The sequence below is a fragment of the Phyllobacterium sp. CCNWLW183 genome, from assembly GCF_037203775.1.
Classification (GTDB): Bacteria; Pseudomonadota; Alphaproteobacteria; order Rhizobiales; family Rhizobiaceae; genus Phyllobacterium; species Phyllobacterium ifriqiyense.
The window spans coordinates 266,855-287,629 of the sequence record NZ_JBBCBN010000008.1; the positions used below are offsets into that span (position 1 = coordinate 266,855).

General features: G+C 52.4%; 15 protein-coding genes and 1 pseudogene. 13 read left to right on the forward strand and 3 right to left on the reverse strand.

Features of this window, described 5'->3' with window-relative positions:
• Nucleotides 1-65 precede the first annotated feature (65 nt).
• The 6 genes from V9K95_RS18985 (at nt 66) to V9K95_RS19010 (ending at nt 8,056) form a co-directional block, all read left to right on the forward strand.
• Complete coding sequence (locus tag V9K95_RS18985) at nt 66-1,940, forward strand: ABC transporter ATP-binding protein (RefSeq protein ID WP_442958581.1); 1,875 nt, start codon at nt 66-68, stop codon at nt 1,938-1,940.
• Nucleotides 1,937-3,439, forward strand: a complete 1,503-nt coding sequence (locus tag V9K95_RS18990) for a M81 family metallopeptidase (protein ID WP_336441583.1) — start codon at nt 1,937-1,939, stop codon at nt 3,437-3,439. Before V9K95_RS18985 ends, V9K95_RS18990 begins: the two co-directional genes overlap by 4 nt.
• Before the next feature lie 18 nt (nt 3,440-3,457).
• Complete coding sequence (locus V9K95_RS18995; RefSeq protein WP_336441582.1) at nt 3,458-4,399, forward strand: ABC transporter permease; 942 nt, start codon at nt 3,458-3,460, stop codon at nt 4,397-4,399.
• Between the two features lie 5 nt (nt 4,400-4,404).
• The gene (locus V9K95_RS19000; protein ID WP_336441581.1) at nt 4,405-5,268 is read left to right on the forward strand and encodes an ABC transporter permease; all 864 of its coding nucleotides are present in this window, start codon (nt 4,405-4,407) and stop codon (nt 5,266-5,268) included.
• A gap of 425 nt (nt 5,269-5,693) precedes the next feature.
• Nucleotides 5,694-7,286 carry an ABC transporter substrate-binding protein gene (locus tag V9K95_RS19005; RefSeq protein ID WP_336441580.1) on the forward strand — a complete coding sequence of 531 codons (1,593 nt, stop codon included), beginning with the start codon at nt 5,694-5,696 and terminating at the stop codon, nt 7,284-7,286.
• A gap of 257 nt (nt 7,287-7,543) precedes the next feature.
• Complete coding sequence (locus V9K95_RS19010) at nt 7,544-8,056, forward strand: ureidoglycolate lyase (RefSeq protein WP_337345120.1); 513 nt, start codon at nt 7,544-7,546, stop codon at nt 8,054-8,056.
• 170 nt (nt 8,057-8,226) lie between these two features.
• Here V9K95_RS19010 and V9K95_RS19015 read toward each other — a convergent pair whose 3' ends face one another.
• Together V9K95_RS19015 and V9K95_RS19020 are read right to left on the reverse strand one after the other, a co-directional pair.
• A complete protein-coding gene (locus V9K95_RS19015) occupies nt 8,227-9,219 on the reverse strand; it encodes an alpha/beta hydrolase (RefSeq protein WP_336441578.1) in 993 nt (330 codons plus the stop codon).
• Between the two features lie 11 nt (nt 9,220-9,230).
• Nucleotides 9,231-10,124 carry an MBL fold metallo-hydrolase gene (locus V9K95_RS19020; RefSeq protein ID WP_336441577.1) on the reverse strand — a complete coding sequence of 298 codons (894 nt, stop codon included), beginning with the start codon at nt 10,122-10,124 and terminating at the stop codon, nt 9,231-9,233.
• A gap of 298 nt (nt 10,125-10,422) precedes the next feature.
• Here V9K95_RS19020 and V9K95_RS19025 point away from each other — a divergent pair, with 298 nt between their 5' ends.
• The 6 genes from V9K95_RS19025 (at nt 10,423) to V9K95_RS19050 (ending at nt 17,263) form a co-directional block, all read left to right on the forward strand.
• Complete coding sequence (locus V9K95_RS19025) at nt 10,423-11,337, forward strand: LysR family transcriptional regulator (RefSeq protein WP_336441576.1); 915 nt, start codon at nt 10,423-10,425, stop codon at nt 11,335-11,337.
• 185 nt (nt 11,338-11,522) lie between these two features.
• A complete protein-coding gene (locus V9K95_RS19030; protein WP_336441575.1) occupies nt 11,523-12,923 on the forward strand; it encodes an amidohydrolase in 1,401 nt (466 codons plus the stop codon).
• Nucleotides 12,924-13,002: 79 nt separating this feature from the next.
• Entirely contained in the window at nt 13,003-14,031 is a 1,029-nt protein-coding gene (locus V9K95_RS19035) for an amino acid ABC transporter substrate-binding protein (RefSeq protein WP_336441574.1), read from the forward strand.
• Nucleotides 14,032-14,106: 75 nt separating this feature from the next.
• Complete coding sequence (locus tag V9K95_RS19040; protein ID WP_336441573.1) at nt 14,107-15,303, forward strand: amino acid ABC transporter permease; 1,197 nt, start codon at nt 14,107-14,109, stop codon at nt 15,301-15,303.
• A 2-nt stretch (nt 15,304-15,305) separates the two neighbouring features.
• On the forward strand, nt 15,306-16,481 hold the full coding sequence (locus V9K95_RS19045) for an amino acid ABC transporter permease (protein WP_336441572.1): 1,176 nt from the start codon (nt 15,306-15,308) through the stop codon (nt 16,479-16,481).
• Between the two features lie 11 nt (nt 16,482-16,492).
• A complete protein-coding gene (locus tag V9K95_RS19050) occupies nt 16,493-17,263 on the forward strand; it encodes an amino acid ABC transporter ATP-binding protein (RefSeq protein ID WP_442958580.1) in 771 nt (256 codons plus the stop codon).
• Between the two features lie 591 nt (nt 17,264-17,854).
• Here V9K95_RS19050 and V9K95_RS19055 read toward each other — a convergent pair.
• Complete coding sequence (locus tag V9K95_RS19055; protein WP_336441570.1) at nt 17,855-19,363, reverse strand: M81 family metallopeptidase; 1,509 nt, start codon at nt 19,361-19,363, stop codon at nt 17,855-17,857.
• A 547-nt stretch (nt 19,364-19,910) separates the two neighbouring features.
• Here V9K95_RS19055 and V9K95_RS19060 point away from each other — a divergent pair.
• Nucleotides 19,911-20,403 (forward strand): annotated as a pseudogene (locus V9K95_RS19060) (porin).
• Nucleotides 20,404-20,775: the final 372 nt, after the last annotated feature.

The following is a 20,775-nucleotide window of genomic DNA, read 5'->3' on the forward strand; positions in this document are numbered from 1 at the left end:
AACTGCAGCCGCGGAAACGTGTCGCTGTGAGATGTTCATCTGTTTTCAAGGCATGAGAAAAGACCGTGAACCAAACCGTACTTTCCGTCCAGAATCTAAATGTGTTTTTCACACGCGGCCACCAATCCAATTGCGTCGTAAAGGATGTCTCGTTTGATGTGAATGCAAAGGAGACATTGGCCATCGTCGGAGAAAGTGGCTCAGGCAAAAGTGTAACGGCATTGTCAATCATGCGCTTGCATGACAGGCGTTACAGTCGAACTGAAGGCAAAATTCTGCTAAATTCCCGTGAGCTCTTGAATCTGCCGGAACGTGAAATGCGCAAAGTTCGTGGCGGCAACATCGGCATTATTTTCCAGGAGCCAATGACCAGTCTCAACCCGGTGATGCCCGTGGGGCGGCAACTTATGGAGAGTCTGGTCATCCATCAGGATATGTCAAATGCACAGGCTCGCGCTGAGGCAGCGCGCTTATTTGAGCGAGTGAGCATACCGGACGCCCGGGCCCGCCTGAACGAATATCCATTCCAGTTTTCCGGCGGGATGCGTCAACGTGTGATGATAGCGATGGCGCTCGCGTGTCGGCCGAAGCTCCTGATCGCTGACGAGCCAACAACTGCTCTCGATGTAACTGTCCAGGCCGAAATTCTTTCGCTCTTAAGAACACTTCAGGCCGAAGAGGGCATGGCTATCCTATTCATTACCCACGATATGGGCGTAGTCGCTGAAATTGCCCACCGCACCCTCGTCATGAATAACGGAAGGATGATCGAGGAGAACACAACCGAGGAAATTTTTGGACAACCTCAACAGCCCTACACCAAAACCCTGCTAGCTGCAGTCCCGCGCTTGGGCTCAATGGCAGGCACATCTGCTCCCGCCAGATTTTTGGCATTTGGAGAAAAAACATTCTCTTCGTCCGCCAAGAACAACGTTTCTAAATCAGAAATCGGATCAAAACCCCTTCTAAAGGTGGAAAATCTTGTCACCAGATTTGATATCCAAAAAGGATTCTTCAGTAGGGTGGAAAGCCGTATACATGCGGTGGAGAGTGTCTCCTTTCAGGTTGGCCATGGAGAGACGCTCGCAATTGTTGGCGAGTCCGGGTGTGGGAAGTCCACGACCGGGCGATCAATCATGCAGCTCGAGCGTCCCCGAAGCGGAAGCGTTCAGATTGACGGTCAGGAAATCTTGGGTGCCGCCTCCGATGTCATACAAGCGGCCCGCCGCAAGATGCAAATGGTCTTTCAGGATCCATTTGCGAGCCTAAATCCGAGAATACGAATTGGCGACGCGATCGCAGAGCCTATCCTGGTCCACAAGTTGGCCGTAAAAAGCCAGACCCGGGACATCGTTGCAAAGCTGCTTCAAGATGTTGGGTTGACAGCAGATATGATGAAGCGTTTTCCACATGAGTTCTCTGGCGGGCAGCGCCAGAGAATATCGATAGCGCGGGCGCTTAGTGTTAACCCCAAGCTCATAATAGCTGACGAGGCTGTTTCCGCCTTGGACGTTTCCGTGAAAGCCCAGGTAACTAACCTGATGCTGGACCTTCAAGAAAAGCTGAACCTCTCCTATCTTTTCATATCGCACGACATGGCAGTCGTGGAACGAATGAGCCACCGTGTGGCAGTCATGTATCTCGGGGAAATTGTCGAAATCGGACCCCGCGCTGCGATCTTTGAGAACCCTGCGCACCCTTACACTCGTCGACTCCTTGCCGCTGTGCCTGTTCCGGATCCTACGTTAAGAGGCAAGCGAGCCCCTGTGGCGCGGGAATTACCCTCTCCACTCCGACCGACAGATTATTTGCCTCCCGTGAGGCAATACACCGATTTGGGCGGCGGTCATCTGTGCCAGGCGTGGGATCCTTCCGAGTGGCAGAACGACAGTACCGACGCTGTTGGCGTTTACTCACTTGAGAATAAGGAACTGAGATGAATATCTTCATTTCAGCGCTCGCAACTGAGACCAATACGTTCTCGCCACTCCCTTCCGTTCGTTCATCGTTCACCCAACGAGAGTACTTTCGAGGCGATGGAAGTTTGCATGCTCCAGTTCTGGGAAACATCCCTCTTATTGAGTGGCGTCGGCTTGCCGAAGCGGATGGCCACAAGGTCTCGGAAAGTATCTGCGCTTTTGCTGCGCCAGCTGGAAAGACGCAGACCGAGGCGTATGAGGGTCTTCGGGACGAGATTTTAGAGGATCTCCGTGCCGCAATGCCGGTCGATCAGATTCTTCTGTTCCTTCACGGAGCAATGATTTCTGAAGGCTATGATGATTGCGAGGGCGACGTCCTGTCGCGAGTGCGCGAAATCGTCGGCCCATCAGTTGCGATCGGCGTCGAGCTAGACCTCCATTGCCATCTCACTGAAATGATGACGAAGAATGCTGACGTCATCGTGACCTTCAAAGAGTATCCGCACACCGACATAGTCCCTCGGGCAAAGGAAGTGTACGATCTCACCGGCGCAGCTTGGCGGGGCGAAATAAAGCCTGTCATGGCTGTCACTGATTGCCGTATGATCGGCGTCTGGCGCCCCCCGAGCGAACCTATTCGCTCCTTTGTGCAGCGGATGGAGGATGCTGAGCGGCGCGCTCCCATTCTGTCGGTATCGTTTGCCCATGGCTTCCCGTGGGCAGACATACCCGATGTTGGGGCAAAGATGCTCGTTGTCGCCGATGCCGATTTGACGCTTGCGCAGGATCTGGCGGACAGCTTTGCAAGGGACCTTTGGAATATGCGTTTCGAGGCAGCCCAAAAGTACGACACCATCGATGAAGCCATCGACGTTGCGCTGGCCTCCGCATGCGACAGGGTAGTTTTCGCAGACGTTGCGGATAACGCGGGAGCCGGGGCAGCAGCCGACAATACTAACATTTTGCGAAGACTACTGGAACGACGAATAGAAAAAGCCGCGGTCGGCTGCTTTTGGGATCCGGTCGCTGTCCAACTGTGTGTCGAGGCTGGCGTGGGATCAAAGCTGGAACTGCGCATCGGCGGCAAAGTGGGATGGGGTTCTGGCGATCCTGTCGATCTCTGTGTCGAGGTCATGGGAGTTAAACCGCAGCATTCTCAACCCGCACTCAGTGGCGGACGCATGAGTCTGGGGACAGGCGTGTGGGTCAAGGGTGCCGGGATCGATATCGTCCTCAGTTCTACTCGCCTGCAAACGCACTCGCCAGAGGCATTTACCGAGGTCGGCTGTCTGCTAGATGACAAAAAAATTATCGTCGTAAAGTCGATGCAGCATTTCCTCACGCGATTTAAACCGTTGGCCAGTCAGATACGGTATGTCGACGCCGGTGGCTCCGTAACGACATCGTTCGAGTCGCTGCCCTATCACCGCATGATCCGGCCGTTTTGGCCTGCCGTTCCTGATCCTTTTAAAGAACCAAGCGCTCGCCGCTCGTCGGCCATTAAACCTGAATTCTTCTGATCCACCTGGAGGGGAAAAGTGCTTTCATTTATCGCAAAACGGCTGCTCGCGGCCATTCCAGTAATGGCACTCGTGGGCCTTATCGCGTTCTGTCTGCTGTATTTTTCGCCCGGCGACCCCGCCGTGATTATTGCCGGCGATATGGCCCGGCCCGAAGATATCGCGCATATCCGCGAGGCGCTCGGTCTCAACGCGCCATTTTATGCAAGGCTGTGGATCTTCTTCAGCGACATATTACAGGGTGATCTGGGCACATCGATATTTTCTGACAGACCTGTAACACAACTCATCCTGCAGCGGATTGAACCAACCCTCTCGTTGGCATTTGTCACGATCATCATTTCCGTAACGATTGCCGTACCCCTCGGTGCACTTGCTGCGTGGCGTGCTAATGGTCTCTTTGACAGATTGGCGATGATGGCCGGGGTTATCGGCTTCTCAGTGCCGGTGTTCGTCGTGGCCTATTTAATGATATGGTTCTTCTCCGTACAGCTCGGCTGGTTTCCGGTTCAGGGATACGCGCCGCTTGCCCGTGGTATTGGGCCATGGCTCTATAGCGTCATTCTGCCCTCACTGTCGTTGAGCACCGTCTATATCGCGCTGATTACCCGTATCTCCCGTGCCAGCGTCATCGAAGTTCTATCACAGGATTATATTCGCACCGCCAGATCTAAGGGCCTGACCGAACGCGCTGTGCTTTTCCGGCACGCCTTGCGCAACGCTGCGGTGCCGATTGCTACCATCGTTGGTATCGGAATTGCATTGTTGATGGGTGGCGTAGTGGTCACAGAAACAGCCTTCGCCATACCTGGGATCGGAAGACTGCTTGTCGACGCGATATTGCAGCGGGACTATCCCGTTATCCAAGGAGTGATGCTCTTCCTCTCGGCAATTTATGTCGTCGTAAACATTGGCGTCGATATCAGTTACGCGCTGTTTGACCCTCGAATTAGAAAGTGACCATCATGACCCAGCAAGCTGTAACGTCTGTCAATCTTGCAGCCACGATAAGATTTGCGAGAAGCAATTTTCCGATCACTTTCGGCGCATCTTTGCTCGCAGTTATCTTAGCCGTTTCAATCGTGGGACCGCATCTTTACTCTATCGACCCAAATTTGGTTTCGCCCCTTAACCGACTGAAGCTACCCTCCTCAGCCCATCTTTTTGGCACCGACGCACTCGGTCGCGATTTGTTCGCTCGGGTCATGTATGGAAGCAGGATTTCGCTGATCGTCGGTGTAGCGGTTGCCGTGCTCTCAATGATTGCCGGAATAACTCTCGGACTAGTGGCGGGATATTTCAGCAGCATTGATACAATTCTCAGCCGTGCATTGGAAGCTTTCATGGCTATTCCTGCCGTTCTCCTCGCGATCGCGCTCATCGCACTCACCAAGGCCAGTGTGGGAAACGTTATCATCGCACTCACGATCTCCGAAATACCGCGTGTAACGAGATTGATGCGGTCAGTGGTCCTTACACTTCGGGAACAACCGTTTGTAGAGGCGGCAGTGGCTACGGGAACGCCTGTGGTCCAAATACTCCTTCGGCATATCTTACCGAACACCCTCGCACCGTTGATCGTACAAGGGACATTTATCTGCGGTTCGGCGATTATCACTGAATCAATCCTGAGCTTCATCGGTGCGGGCACTCCCTCGACTGTTCCAACATGGGGCAATATCATCGCAGACGGTCGCAGTTTCTTTCAGCTATATCCCCACATGATATTCTTTCCCGCGCTGTTCCTTTCCCTAACCGTACTCAGCATCAATCTCGTAGGAGACGGTCTCCGTGATTACCTCGATCCGCGCATGGCGAAAGACTACTGAGATCATATGTTCCGTTAGTCGAACGCTCCGAATACCAGACACAGTTGGCCTCGACCGGCACTGAACCGGTCGGGCTCTGCTAGAGAAGGCGAACACCCAGCCATCCTCAAAACAGTTTCACTTGACCTGGTATCCCAGCGGAGCGGCGTTCAGGTTGTCGGTGCCCCATCTCGCGGAATCTTCAAAAAACACCGCGGCGGAAGGCTCGACCCTCTACGTTGCCTTCAGGGCAACGATACTCAACTACAGTTACGTCTTTTTCGCACATTAGCAAGTGGTACCGTGAATTCGCCCTGCGAATGATCTCGTCTTGTTCCACCTCATAGTGCCATCGCAAACCCTTCGCCCCGCGAAGAATTACCAAAAACTTCAGGAGCAGTCGATCGTCGTTCTCATGCTGGCGATATACAGAAAAGGGGAATGAATTGAAACGAAGAACTTTCTTGAAAGCGGCGACAGCCGCTATGGGAACAACTTTGGTTGGCGGCCTTTCTGCTCCAGCCTTGGCACAAGCCAGAGGGAACGTCATAACAGCGATCCCAATTTCAAACTTATCTGGGCTTGATCCGATCATCACGTCGGGTCAGCCAGTTAGGAACCATGGTTATCAGATCTATGACACCCTTTTTGCCTTCGATCAGGATCTAAATGTCCGGCCGCAAATGGCAGATGGTTACGACGTCTCAGCCGACGGAAAGACCTGGACCATCAAATTGCGCGCAGGTCTGACATTCCATGATAAGGAACCGGTGCTCGCACGCGACTGCGTCGCCAGTATCCGACGCTGGGGCAGCAGGGATCCACTTGGGCAAACCATGCTGCAGGTGACAGACGAGTTATCCGCATCGGACGACAAGACGATAATCTTTAGGCTAAAGTCGCCATTTGGACTTGTCGCGCAAGCACTCGCAAAGATCGGCGGTCCCGCCCCCTTCATTATGCCCGAGCGCATAGCGCAAACCGACGCCACAAAACCGATCACCGAGGCAATTGGCTCAGGCCCTTACAGATTTTTGGCCGACGAGTGGGTTCCCGGCGATCGGGTTGCCTACGCAAAATTCGAAGGCTATGTCCCTCGAAACGAACCTCCAAGCGGAACCGCCGGCGGGAAAATGGTATATGTCGATCGTTATGAGTGGCGTATCATTCCGGATGCTGCAACAGCTACAGCCGCCATGCAGCAGGGTGAAGTCGATTGGTATCACAATCCGGACGTCAATCTTCTACCTATACTGCAAGGTAACCCCGATATTGATTTGACGCCATTTGACGATTTTGGATTCGTCAGCGTCATACGGTTCAATCATCTTCAACCACCGTTCAACAACGTCAAAATGCGTCAGGCCGTTATGGCGGCAGTCACTCAAGTCGAATATCTCGCTGCGCAGGTTGGCGACCCCGCACGCTACGAAGAATGTAAGTCTATGTTTTTCTGTCATACGACCTCCTCCACCGGCACTGGCAATGAGGTCATGCTCGGCGATTTCGCGCAGGCTAGGCAAATGATCATCGAAGCCGGATATAATGGTGAGAAAGTCGTTATGATTTCCCCAACCGACCTGGCCTGGCTTCACAACGCAAGCTTGGTTACCGAAGATCTGTTGAAACGAATGGGTGTTAACGTCGAGCTTCAGGCTATGGACCTGGCCACATTCTACACGCGCCGGACAAACACGGAGCCTGTAGACAAAGGCGGCTGGTCCGTATTCCATGCGGGTTTCAGCTTGACCGATATGCTTGATCCATCGACCCATCTTGGGCTTCAGGCGAATGGCAGGGCAGCATGGCCCGGCTGGCCAACTGATACTGGTCTTGAAGAAATGCGTGCCAGCTGGATGCAAGCCTCCGATCAAACGGTGCGACTGCAAATCGCAAAAGAGATCGAAAAACACGTGTTCCAGACTGTACCTTTCGTGCCGCTCGGTCGCTTTCAAACACCGTCTGCCCGGCAGAAGAACATCACCGGTATGGTGAAAGCGCCGATTCCGATTTCGTGGAATCTCAAGAAGGAGGCTTAGTAACCAGGAAAAAAATATGATGCCCGCGTTTCCCAGGAAGGCCCCTCTCACGCACGTTACAAAGGAAAACTTCGTGCGGACTTTCTTAGTTATTTGCGGCGCTCAGTCATTTTGGGTGGTGAGCTTTGCCTGAAAGGCAACACCAAGCTGCTAAATTTACATTCGTGCCTCCCCCACCTCAACTGATACTGATGGGGCGACAAGCGAACCCTCCAGAGCGGGGGCAAGTTGTCGTGGTGCCAAGCATAGGATCGAGTATGAAAAACGAACTTGTGATAAAAATAGAACCGTTGTCGGCCGAAACGTTCGCTGAGTTTGGCGAGATACTTGAACCACGAGAGGTTCCAAACTTTCGATTACCGACAAAGGACCTTCATCGTTTCCCGTGGACGACTGATGCGCCCACGATGGTCCAAATCTTGAGCTTCAAGCCGCAGCCCATGCTCCCTGTCAGATTGGAGCGACACTCTCATGTAACGGAATCCCGCATGCATATCGGGGGCTCCTCAGCAGTGCTCGTTGTTGCGCCTCCCACTGTCGCCCGGCCCGGACCATCGGACATTCGAGCGTTCGAGCTGCGTGGCCAAGGCATCATGTTGAAGAAAGGGACTTGGCACTCGCCTGATGCATATCCTACCGGTGAGCAGCCTTCACAATTCCTGTTCCTTTCCGATAAGGAAACGCAAGCGGAGTTGTTCGACAATCCCAGCGAGACTCCGAAACGAACAGAATATACAGACATCTCCGCATCGAACATTCGCCTCGTCTGAAAACTTTGCGGCGCGCACCTATTGCCTTTTGCCCAGCAGCCAGCCGCAAAGTGGAAGACCCCCTCTGAACAAGAGGGGGTCTTCATTCCTTTTTTCTCGGCGGGTGAACTCAACACCATCTTCTAGGCTGGACTGTATCCGCTCGCCGGGCGGCCAACTGAGGTTGGAATTTACTCGGGCGTAAATTCTTCTTTGTAAAAGTCCGCGATTGATTTGAATGCCATAAGTCGGTTTTTTTCCATCAATGCGAGATGGGTTGATTCACCAATTTCGACCCACCGCCGGTATTGCGCCGAGCGAAGTTCTTTGAAGTAGGCGAGCGCGAGATCAATTGTAACATCGATGTCCCACTCCCCGTGCACGAGCAATGTCGGAGCAGTAATGTCCGAAGGTTGATAATAGGGTTTTCCCGCTCGCCAGTAGTCGCGGATATCCTGAATTGGTCCGTTTGTCGCACGAAGTTTATTGGGTGCCCTTTCCGCGCTCCACGGATCTTCGGCGAGCGAGAACTGTGCCCACTGCTCAAACCAGCCTTCCGGCACCAGGCCCTCCCGAGCGTGCTCCGGTGCCGTGCTCAGCCAGCGCGCCTTGCTGTCCAAGACCGGAACAAGTCGGTAGGAATCCAGATGGCCGCCACCATCAATTGGTATCGGTTTATCGCTCAGCCATTGCGGAGCCAATAACGCTAACTTAACGACCTTGTCTTGGTTGCGGGCAGCGAAAGCGCCGGCGACTGTTCCGCCCCATGACATTCCGAATATATTCACCTTGGTCAACCCGCGGTGTCTGAGAACGAAGTTCACAGCTGCAGTAAAGTCGGCCACTCCCGTGTCAGTGTTGACGAGAGGAGGGTTCAGATTGGCCTCAACTTCCATTGCTTCGGGTCTCGAGGATAAACCGTAGCCTCTTACGTCGACGGCGAAAACGTCATATCCGGCCTTCGCAAGATAGTCCATGAATGAGACGCCGCCTAGCGGAACGTCGTACAGGCTCCCTGACGAAAAAGTAGCGCCGTGCACCATCACGATTGTTTTCTCGGCCGTGAAAACCTCATGACCATTAAGTCGCTTGTTGCGTACGTACAAATCAATTCCAGGAGTCTCGCTGGGGATGCGATGTTCGCGGAAAACAATTCCGTTGTTATTGATTGAGGTAAAACTCATATCTTTCTCCGTTATTCGTAGTTCCATTGGAAGCCTTCGCCCTTGCGTTGCACGCGGCCAGCCGAACTGCCTGGAAAATGGGTTGCAAAATAAAGGACGTTGTTATCGGCAACGTATTCGAGCACACGTCTCCGCGCTGTCCTTGCGTCGTCGGGAAATTCGCAGAACACAGTGTTCCATTCCGGCCGCAAAACCTGGGCCGGATGGTGCATGACGTCACCGGCAAAGATAGCCACTTCGCCGTTTGATGACATTTTAATCGACATGTGGCCGATGCTGTGACCGGTCGTGGGGATAAACTCAAAAATATCCAGGAACTTACCGCCCTCCGGCGCAATCCGGTCGACTAATCCAGCTTCGATGACTGGCAGCACACTGTCTTCATAGACGCCACGGCTAGGAATATTGGCCTCATTATGGCTCGCCGGACTAGAATAGTACTGCTCTTCGGCCAACGGAAACACGTATCGCGCGTTCGGAAAAGTGGGTACCCATTTGCCGTCTCGCCAAACAGTGTTCCAGCCTGCATGATCGACATGCAGGTGTGTATTGAACACGTAGTCAACGTCCTCCGGCGAGATTCCCGCCGCTTGTAGCCGTTCGATATAGTCTATGGACTGCTGATGAAAGGTCGGGTTGAGAGGCCGTTGCTTATCATTGCCGGAACCCGTATCTACAAGAATGACGTGATCGGGAGTTCTGACAAGCCAAGTGTGGATACTTAGCGGAATCTCGCTTCCCGATTGTTCCAGATCCGCAGCGTCCAGAAATGCCGCAACACCTTCAAATTCACTTGGCGCGGCTGTCGGATACAGGAACGCAGGAGCGACGTGTCGCAGCAACTGCTCGGGTATTTTTACAACGGTGATATCGCCAACGCGATATTCTTGTTCGTGATCGCTCATCGGACTAGATCCTCTTGGAATTACAGTCAGAAGCCCGATTCATTGGGCCAACTTTCTCGACCCTATGGCTGGCATGCCCAATGATCAAATCGATGGATGGAATAGATACTATCGATAATTTCAATTTACGTGTGGGCAATTGGTTGTCAGCGTTCGACCGGTTGGCTTAAAAGGTGATTTTAGGGTGGCGATAGCTAAGCTACCCTCTATGGCAAAACGACCTCCTCTGATTGCTTTGAGGAATTTCTGTTACAAGCCAAGTCAGGTAATCGATGAATGTTCGTGCTGGGGAATTTACATGCATCCTGTTAATCAAAGTCGCCTGCGCTATTTTTTTGAAGTCCTTTCGAATGGTTCGATCCGAGCCGCCGCGGACAAAATCAATTCGGCTCCCTCGGTCATCTCGCGACAAATTAAACTTTTGGAAGATGAGTTGGGTGTGACGCTGTTTGAACGGAGTGTCGGTGGGGTTCTCCCGACCGAGTCGGCCAAACACGTGTTGGAGTACTGGCGCGCCTGCCAGTCTCAACACGAGGTTCTGGAAGAACGCTTACGTGAAACCCACGAACTCAAATCGGGCCATATACAGTTTGCAATCGGCGAGGGATTCATTGACGATTTGGTGGATGAGGTGCTTTTACCTTTCTCCAATGAATATCCCGACATTACGTTCACAATTAACACGCGCACCGTTAACGACGTCTGCACTGAGATCGCAGAGGGGATTTCGCATATAGGGCTCGCGTTCAATCCACCGAAACATCCAAATTTGAAGACACAATTTAGTACGAACTTTCCACTACATCTGGTCATGGGCAACCGCCACCCTTTAAACAACAAGGCTCCGGTCGTTTCTCTGGCCGCCGCCTTGTCGTACCCTGTCGTTCTGATGCCATCTGCTTTCGGTATTGGCAAGACAATTGAGATGTTGGCTTTTATGGAGGGCGTCCAATTAGAACCAGCCCTTTTGACAAATTCCGTCCATACGCTGACCCGTTTTATCAGAAATAACCGAGCGGTTGCATTTCTTGGCGCAGCCACGGCGCAGGAAGCAGTTCGCGATGGAAACTTGGCTTCTCTTGTCGTCGATCATCAACTATTAAACACTTCCACGGCCGATGTCCTCGTTAAGGCGGAGCGCACGCTTCCACGTGCGGCGTCAGAGGCCCTGAAATGGATAGCAGCCCATTCGAAAATATTTGGCCAGAAATGAGCATTCTCATGTTTCTTTTATTGACTGCGCAGTTAACCAGACAATGCCAGGATAAACGACGTGCGCGTGTTGCTCGATAGGCAACTAATGCAGATATAAGTTGCTCTTCCCGCCTCTGGTTGTTGAGACCATAAAGTTACACGGCTTTCAAAAGCTACCGTAATTTTGGTGAGAGGACTCTTCAATTGGCTGCTGCAGGTTCCAACTATCCAAACTTTCGCGCACAGGTCGAGGAGGCCATACGGCTCAGAGAAAAGGCCTATTGCAATCTAGCTGACCGTATCTGGGATTATGCTGAACTGGGTTTTGAAGAGCACAAGTCAGCCGCAGCACAGATGGCAATCCTCGAATCGGAAGGTTTTACAATTGTCCGTGGCTTGGGCGGCATGCCTACTGCTTTCTACGCTGAGAAAGGTTCGGGGTCGTCGCTAATCGGGATCCTTGGTGAATACGATGCATTGGCGAATATGAGTCAAGTGGCAGGCGAACCGGTTCCGCAGAGTGAAGTTGCTGGTGCACCCGGGCATGGATGTGGTCACAATCTGCTCGGCACGGCATCTGCCTTGGCTGCCGTAGCCGCCAGCGAAGCTTTATGTCGTCAGGGAATGGAAGGTCGGATACGCTATTATGGCTGCCCCGCCGAAGAAGGTGGTGGCGGCAAGTCATTTATGGCACGGGCAGGAGCATTTGACGATCTGGATGCAGCGTTCACGTGGCACCCACACTCGGTCATGGCAACAAATGTGAACACGACGCTTGCGTTCATTCAAGCGGCATTTCACTTCACTGGTAAAGCTTCTCATGCGGCGCTTTCCCCGCATAGCGGGAGAAGCGCTCTTGATGCAGTGGAATTGATGAATGTCGGTGCAAATTATCTGCGGGAGCACATGCCATCGGACCAGCGCATTCACTATGCGTATCGCGATGCGGGGGGACGCGCAGCCAACGTGGTTCAAGCTCACGCTGAGATTGCTTATATCGCTCGCGCCGCAACCACCGATGATGTGGCGATGCTGTTTAGCCGCATTAGAAATCTTGCCGCCGGCTCAGCGCTTATGACCGACACAACTGTTACAGTTCGAATCGAGTCGGGAATGTCAAATTACATTCCAAACATGACACTCTCTCAAATGATGCACGAACAGATCGTCAAGGCGGGGGACCTGCACTTCACCCAAGAAGACTTTCAAAATGCCGAGCGCTTCCAACAGACTATGTCCGAAGCCCCGTCTAACGGTGCTAAAACGGCTCTTAATGAGAAACCTAAGCCTTTTATTGACCAATCGGACCATGCTTTTGGTTCTACTGACGTTGGTGACGTGAGTTGGATCGTCCCGACGGCTCAAATATGGGCGCCTTGCTTTGCAGCCGGCACAACCTTCCATTCTTGGCAACTGGTCGCGCAGGGCAAGTTGCCAGCCGCTCACAAGGGAATGTTGCATGCCGCAAAAATATTGGCGCTTTCCGCCATCGAAACGATCTGCCGTCCGGATCTGCTCTCAGACGCGCGCCGTGAGTTCGAAAGCAAAATGGCTGGGCGTCACTACCAGTGTCCAATCCCTGATGATGTCCTGCCGCCGAGCTAATCAGACATGGGGTCAACGCACACTGTGTGGGTAAATATCCTTTTCCGCGTGTAACAACTCAAAAACAATAGGGGAAACAATGCACAAGTTTTACGGCATAATGGGCGCCATCGGATGTTTTTTTGGCTCAGTGTTGCCACTGCATGCGCAGGGACAGGGCCAAACTTTGGCGAAAGTAAGAGAACGTGGAGAACTCCATTGCGGAGTGGGAACGGGGCTCGCGGGCTTCTCACTTCCCGACGCAGCAGGCGTTTGGCAGGGTTTGGATGCGGATTTCTGTCGTGCCTTGGCAGCTTCCGTTTTGGGCGACTCGAATAAGGTTAAATTCATACCGCTCACAGCCAAGGACCGTTTCGCTGCGATCCAATCCGGGCAAGCCGACCTTCTTGCTCGGACGACGACGTGGACGTTATCGCGTGACACATCCAACGGCTTAACTTTCCGTGCGATCAATTTTTACGACGGCCAAGGATTCCTGGTCCGCAACAGTGATGGCATTAAGTCGGCTATGGACCTGAACGGAGCAAGCATTTGCCTGACACAGGGTTCTACGGCGGAGCTCAATGCTGCTGACTTCTTCCGAGCACATAATATGACCTACAATCCAGTGACCTTTGCCACTTCCAGCGAAACCGTCAAGGCGTACGAAGCGCGCAGATGTGACTCATACACAAATGATTCTTCGGCGCTTTATGGAGAACGCCTAAGGATGGCCAATCCTGATGAGCACGTTGTGCTTCCCGAGATCATTTCTCGCGAGCCCTTGGCTATCGGCACCGTTCAGGGCGATGACCAATGGTCCGACCTTGTCACATGGGTTCATTTCGCAATGCTTACCGCGGAGTCTCTTGGCATAACTCGAGAAAACGTCGATGAAAAGAAAGCATCCGACAATCCAGAGGTCCGTCGTCTGCTTGGCACGGAAGGTAACATCGGCGGAATGCTGGGGGTGAGCAACGATTGGGCTTACAACGCCATTAAGGCTGTCGGCAATTACGGGGAAGTTTTTGATCGTAATCTTGGTATGGCGTCCAATCTGAAGATTGAGCGTGGCCAGAACGCACTTTGGAACAACGGGGGGCTGCAGTACGCGCCGCCTATTCGATGACTTCACTACCCTCAGGTACCGCCACAATCCCAAAAATAGCGTCAAAGTAGGCCGCTATGTTGCGAAGGTAAATCAATGTCATCGCTTGGCAAGATCCTTTTAAACCCGCTCAAAAACAAACAGCACCGCGCTTACAATGCCATCCCTCAAGCAGTGCTTTTAGGGGTGGTTGTAACCCTTTCTTATTTTGCACTCATCAACGCGTCTGAGAATCTTGCACGGCAAGGGATTGCGTCCGGATTCGGATTTCTGTCAAACACCGCAGGCTTCGATATCAGTCAGCACCTTTTCGACTATTCTGCTGTTTCGACATACGGCAGAGCATTTGCGGTGGGACTGTCCAATACAGTACTTGTCGCGGCGATTGCCATTCCCTTAGCAACAGCTCTTGGTTTCCTGGTTGGCACACTGCGCAGGTCAGAAAGTTGGCTTCTGAGCCGTGTGGCCGGATGGTATGTGGAGATCTTCCGCAACACGCCTTTGTTGCTGCAATTGTTATTTTGGTACAACGCTGTGTTAGCAAGCTTGCCGGAACGCGTCGCGGACAGCATCTTATTGCCAGGCTCCGTCTACCTGAACAGGCGTGGACTTAGCTTGCCGCAACCGCAATTCGGTCCGTTGTTCATCTATGTTTTAGTAGCGCTGGCTTTTGCGCTTGCAGTCGCAATAATATTCGGCCGCTGGGCCAGAGCACGTCAAAAGCGGACAGGCCGATCTGCTCCAAGCCTATTTGTATATCCGGCTTTGATCCTCGGATGTCCGCTGATAGTGACGATGGTTATTGGCCGGTTCACATCGGGCCCAGTGGTCTGGGTAATGCCTGAGTTGGGGCGGTTTAGTGTAACTGGCGGCTTGCAACTTTATCCAGAGCTGGTCGCTCTGCTGCTGGGCCTGACAATCTACACTTCAGCGTCGATTGCTGAAGTGGTCCGATCTGGTCTTCAGGCCGTCCAAAATGGTCAGTTTGAAGCGTCGCATGCGTTGGGATTATCAACTCTTGCAATGCTCAGACTTATCGTCATTCCGCAAGCCATGAGGGTAATTATCCCACCCCTGACCAATCAGTATCTGAATTTGGTGAAAAACTCTTCGTTGGCAGTCGCGATAGGCTACCCAGATCTAGTTCAGGTGTTTGCTGGAACAGTCCTCAATCAGACAGGACAAGCCGTCGAGGTCATCGCGATGACCATGCTCGTGTACTTTACTATGTCCATCGCGACGTCAATGGCGATGAATCTTTATAATCGACGGATAATGCTGGTGGAGAACTGACGTTGCATATTGATCATACGGATAATCGCATGCTGTGCCATTCAGGTACGTCATCGTTTTTTTTGGAACGTCCCCGTCCCGCTTTAGCTGCGCCGCGCTCTACGCTCGGAATAGTTGGCTGGACCCGCCAGAATCTTTTCGCAAATCTCTTCCAGAGCTTGGCAACACTGCTCGTTTTGTTGGGTTTGGGCTGGCTATTTTGGAGCTTGGCAAAGTTCCTTGTTATCGACGCTGTATGGTCCGGTAATAACAGAGAGGCTTGTCTACCCAGCGCTGGAGTGCTGCCCGGAGCATGTTGGGCATTCATTGGCGACCGCCTTCCATACTTCATTTACGGATCCTATCCCATTGACGAAAGATGGCGCGTGGATGTGTTCTTCATACTTGGAGCAATTGCAACTGCCTTCGCTTTATGGATCAACGCACCTTATAAGCGGGTGGGTTTGCTCTACTCTTTCGTGATATTTCCAATCATATCATTCTTTCTTTTGTCTGGTGCTCCTTGGATTGGCGTTCCTCATGTCCCCACCGATCAATGGGGCGGCTTCATGGTCACGCTCGTGGTGGCAGGTGTTGGGATAGTGGTGTCTCTCCCCGTAGGGATTTTCTTGGCTTTGGGTCGGCGCTCCACGCTGCCGATTGTTCGGTATTTCTCCATCATGATGATTGAGGTGCCCAGAGGGGTTCCATTGATCACCGTCCTGTTCATGGCAAATACTATGCTGCCGCTATTCTTGCCTGCTGGAATGAACCCAGATAAATTACTGCGAGCACTTATCGGAATTGCCCTCTTTGCATCGGCTTACATGGCAGAGATCATAAGAGGAGGACTTCAGGCTATCCCCAAGGGACAATATGAAACAGCCCTCTCGTTAGGCTTCGGATACTGGCGTACAATGTTCTTAATTATAATTCCACAAGCACTGAAAGTGGCGATACCAAATATTGTCAGCATCAACATCGGCCTGTTCAAAGATACATCGCTTCTCCTTATCGTGGGTATCTTCGATTTCCTTTCCACTATTGAAACCGCTCGCATCGATCCGAAATGGGCAGCGCCGACAGTAAGTGCTTCGGGGTATGCCTTTGCCGCAATCGTATACTTTGTCTTTTGTTGGAGTATGTCGCTCTACGGCAATTATACCGAACGGCGGCTCTCCCAGAACCGCAACAAGTAGAGGCGATGAAGATGTCTAAAGCCAAAGCCTTCGAAACTCCACTGCGCGCATTACCAGCCGTGGAGTTGATTGACCTTCATAAATGGTATGGCGAGTTTCATGTTTTAAACTCAATCAATCTGAATGTGGGTCGCGGCGAGAGGATCGTGATCTGTGGCCCATCCGGTTGCGGGAAATCCACGCTCATACGTTGCATCAACCGCATCGAAACGCATCAACGCGGAAAAGTCTTGGTCGACGGCATCGAAATTTGCGGCACGAATGAACAATCCCAAAAAGCCCGTCGTAGCGTTGGAATGGTATTTCAGCAGTTCAATCTCTTTCCACACCTGACAATCTTGGAAAACTGCACTCTAGCTCCTATCTGGGTCAGCAAACTGCCCCAAAAGGAAGCTGAGGCCATTGCTATGGCTTACCTGGAGCGCGTCCGAATTCCAGAGCAGGCATGTAAGTTTCCAGGACAACTATCAGGAGGACAGCAGCAGCGCGTGGCAATCGCGCGGGCCCTTTGCATGAATCCGAATCTCATGCTCTTTGACGAGCCGACTTCTGCGCTAGACCCCGAAATGATCAAAGAAGTACTTGATACAATGATTTCTTTAGCGAATGATGGTATGACCATGATCTGCGTCACACATGAAATGGGCTTTGCACAACAGGTTGCCGACAGGGTTGTTTTTATGGATCACGGTCAAATTGTCGAAATAAACAGTCCTAGCGAGTTTTTTAAACATCCAAAGAACCATCGCGCCCAACAGTTTTTGAGCCAAGTCAGCCATTAGCAAGCGAGTTGGATTTGACAAACCAGCATCTGTTTTCTAATGGGCTGATCTGCGGCAATGATTTCGAATAAAGCGGCGCAACATCGCTTCGTATTATAGCGCGCCCACAGCCCATTTTGTCTAGGACAACGCGAACTGCTCCAAGGCTACCAAAGTCAAAGCCTAATAACGTTTTCACTTACTGACTATTTCAGTGGGAATAAAATGTGGCTGATCTATAACGGGCAGGCCGGAACTCGTCGATGATTTCACCGGTCGTGCGCTCCTCCATGAGAGATCACAACGGCGCTATTTCATGCTTAGGGCGACATCGATTGCGCCAGAAGTCCGACGGGCAATTAATGCAGAATTCGGCGAACCGAATTCTAGTCCCTTGCACGATATATTCTGCCCCGGACTTTTCGCTCTTAACCAGCTGTCAACGGACAAAGCCATTTAAGATCGACGCCCTAGACTACAAAAAATCAATATTAAACGGCAGATAACAGATCAAATCTACGATTGCGAAATTTTCGTAGCAGGGATACCGGTCGACCTTGCACCTTCTGTCATTGCTGGTAGCTTCTCATAACTCAATGAGATGTGATCTCCCTATAGTTTTTTCATGGTCGGTCCGCCCGGTGTAATTCGCATTCCTTCGGCCAGTCGTGTCCATGGTAAGTCAAGGGGATCAGCCTTCATGGGTCCGGGGGATTTGGCTACAAGAATAGTATGTGCGATCGGACCGAAGTCAGCTCGAAAATGAACCGAGCTTTTGTTAACAAGGATACGCATTTCTTCAGGGTTAATGCCTGCGACGCGGTAGAGCTCGCGGTCAAACATCTGGGCTTTCGTTGCGCTTACCACCACGCGTACGTCGTCCACTTTCAAGCAAGCTACGCCACCAAGGTCGACCTTGTTTCCATTAAACATCGGTCCTTCAAACGTGCACTTGCCGTCCGACAGATATTCAACCTCGAAGGCGGCCTCAAACGGCTCATCACCCTCGGTTCCTGAGGTCCCACCCAATGCAATCAGGACAGTGCTGCCGACACCCGCTTGGGTTGCTGCAGCGACAGCTTGTGGATCAAAGAAGACCCCTAGCGCTGCTCTCTTAGCACCGAGCCGAACCAACGATCGAAGCATACCCGTTGTATTGCCGTCGCCACCTGCACCCGGATTGTCTTGAGTGTCGGAGATGATAACAATGCCGTCCGACTCGGCAGTCAATTGCATTGCTTGGGCCACTGCTTCATCAGGGGACAAAAACGTAACGCGCCATTTCTCCTCATCAGCCAGGACCTGTTCATACAAACGTTCTACGGCATCTTCGACTGCCTGCTGGTTCGTCCCATATCCCCACACCACCGGCCCGCATTCCGGAAAGTCCGAAGCGGGAAAGCCGGGCGCAAACGAAAGAGAGACAACCTCCTTCGTTTCCAGCGCTTCCAGTGTAGTGTAAGCCGCGAGCGCAGGATGCACCATGGTGCACATTGCGTTGATAGGGATGAGAAACGGCAGCCGACGGTCCGCACGGAACAACTGTCCGCGATTCGAGACGAGTATTTCCAAGTACTCGGCCGCCCTGCGACCGGTTTCGGACATATCAACGTGGGGGTAGGTTCTATAAGCGATCAGACCGTCGGCGTTGGCCAACATCTTCCTCGTGACGTTTCCATGCAAATCCAGAGATGCAACAATCGGAACGCTCGTTCCCACTATTGCACGGGCTCGCTCCAAAATCTCACCCTCACCGTCATCAATGTCCTCGGTGACCATTGCGCCGTGTAGATTTAGGAACACCGCGTCAAAGACCTCGCGACGCAATGCTTCCATTATTTCACCAGATATGCGCTCAAAAGCAGCTGTCGTAACATGGGCTGAAGCACTCGCGCCGGCCCAAATAACGGGAATGATTTCATGTCCCGCAGCTTCAACCGCCTTGATAAAGCCCCCAGCAGCAATGTTCACGTTTCTCAAGGATAAGACATCTTTGCCCCGCATCATTGCGGGGTAGCCTTCTCCCTTTTCAAAATTGCTGTATGCGGCCTTTGATGGGGCAAACGTATTGGTTTCGTGCTCAAAACCAGCGACAATGATTTTCAAGAAAAGACTCTCCATTGCAGACAAGTTGTTTGCGCTCGTCCCTGTCCTGAAACCCAACGATCGGCATATCGACGCGCCCAACGCTACCCGGATTAAACACTGGCGGTCAGCACCACAAGAGCAACTTTAGTCCACCAGCGTTGCCCGACTTGCAACATGCATACGGGTTGTATTTAAGTTGGAGCAGTATCGAAGGATCGCCAAAAAGCCACCCGAGCAGCTGTTGCTGATCAGCGTCGCTTGCAACGCGTAAGTTCTTCACACGCCAAGCTGACGCGTATTGCAGCCCAAGCAAGACCGCTCCCTGACCGCTATCGATGGCAGCTTGAACGAGCTTAATAAAGGGCGGAAATCACTAATATTAAGAGACTATTGCTTGCGTCGCCGCAGCGCTCACCGCTGCAACCAGTGCAAATGGCTGCAGATCCAGTCGTTGTTGCTGGACCAGAGCCGGTCGAATACGTACTCTGCGTTCCTATATCCAAGGTCGTTTCCAGTATACCAACGGTGTTGATGATAAGGGCTCGCTGCCACACGCCTGGATCGCACTCGGGGGTTCCGCATCGGCGCTGCCGACAACCTCTTCGGTTCGTGGACCGGTTATGCCGGCGCGGTCATCAATGACGACGTGATCAACTATCCGTCCCGCGGGACCAACCCGGTCAGCTACACGTTCAAGGGTGGCAACAGTTTCTCCGCTATCATCGCTGAACAGGGCTTGGAGATCAGTCTCCGGGGTTGTGGGTTATGACTCCAATGTCGAAGACGTCGCTGCCAAGTTGCGTTTGGACGTGAAGTTCAACGACACGATCTCTGCCTTCATCATGGCTGGTTACCAGTCTGACTATAATACACCAAATGTCAGCACAGCTGGCGTTGTCACAGGTCCTCAACGTAACCGGTTCGTTCAGTGGGAAGGCAATTGGGTTGCTTGTGCAGGTTTCTCTGCTAAAGCAAGCGACAAGGCTACCATCAATGGCCGGGGCGCGTACGGGGAGGACGGCACCTATGCTTTCGCTCTTAACGTTGCTTATCAGGTGGTCCTGGTTTCGTGATCACCCCGGAAATCAACTACACCAAGCTTGACGGTGCACGTGCCGACCTGCCTGAAGCCCTCGGCTGCAGCGACGACGCCTTGGACGGCACAATCCGCTTCCAGAGGAACTTCTAAGCTTCGACTAGAAATTTGGCGAGGCAACAATCGCCAGATAGCAAATCTGATTTCTCTCCAGTCATCGTCCTTTGCTGAAGACGGAAGACGGAGGGCCTCGCGGTTCACTGTCTTTGTTTACTCGCGAGCGCGGCTTAGGCGACCGCAGATCGCGATAAAGACCGGAACAAATCAGTGACGGTTACCTCTTCGAAATAAACCACCACTCGAAGGCCATGTGGCTTCGACATAAAGCCAAAGTCTCCGCAATCATGCT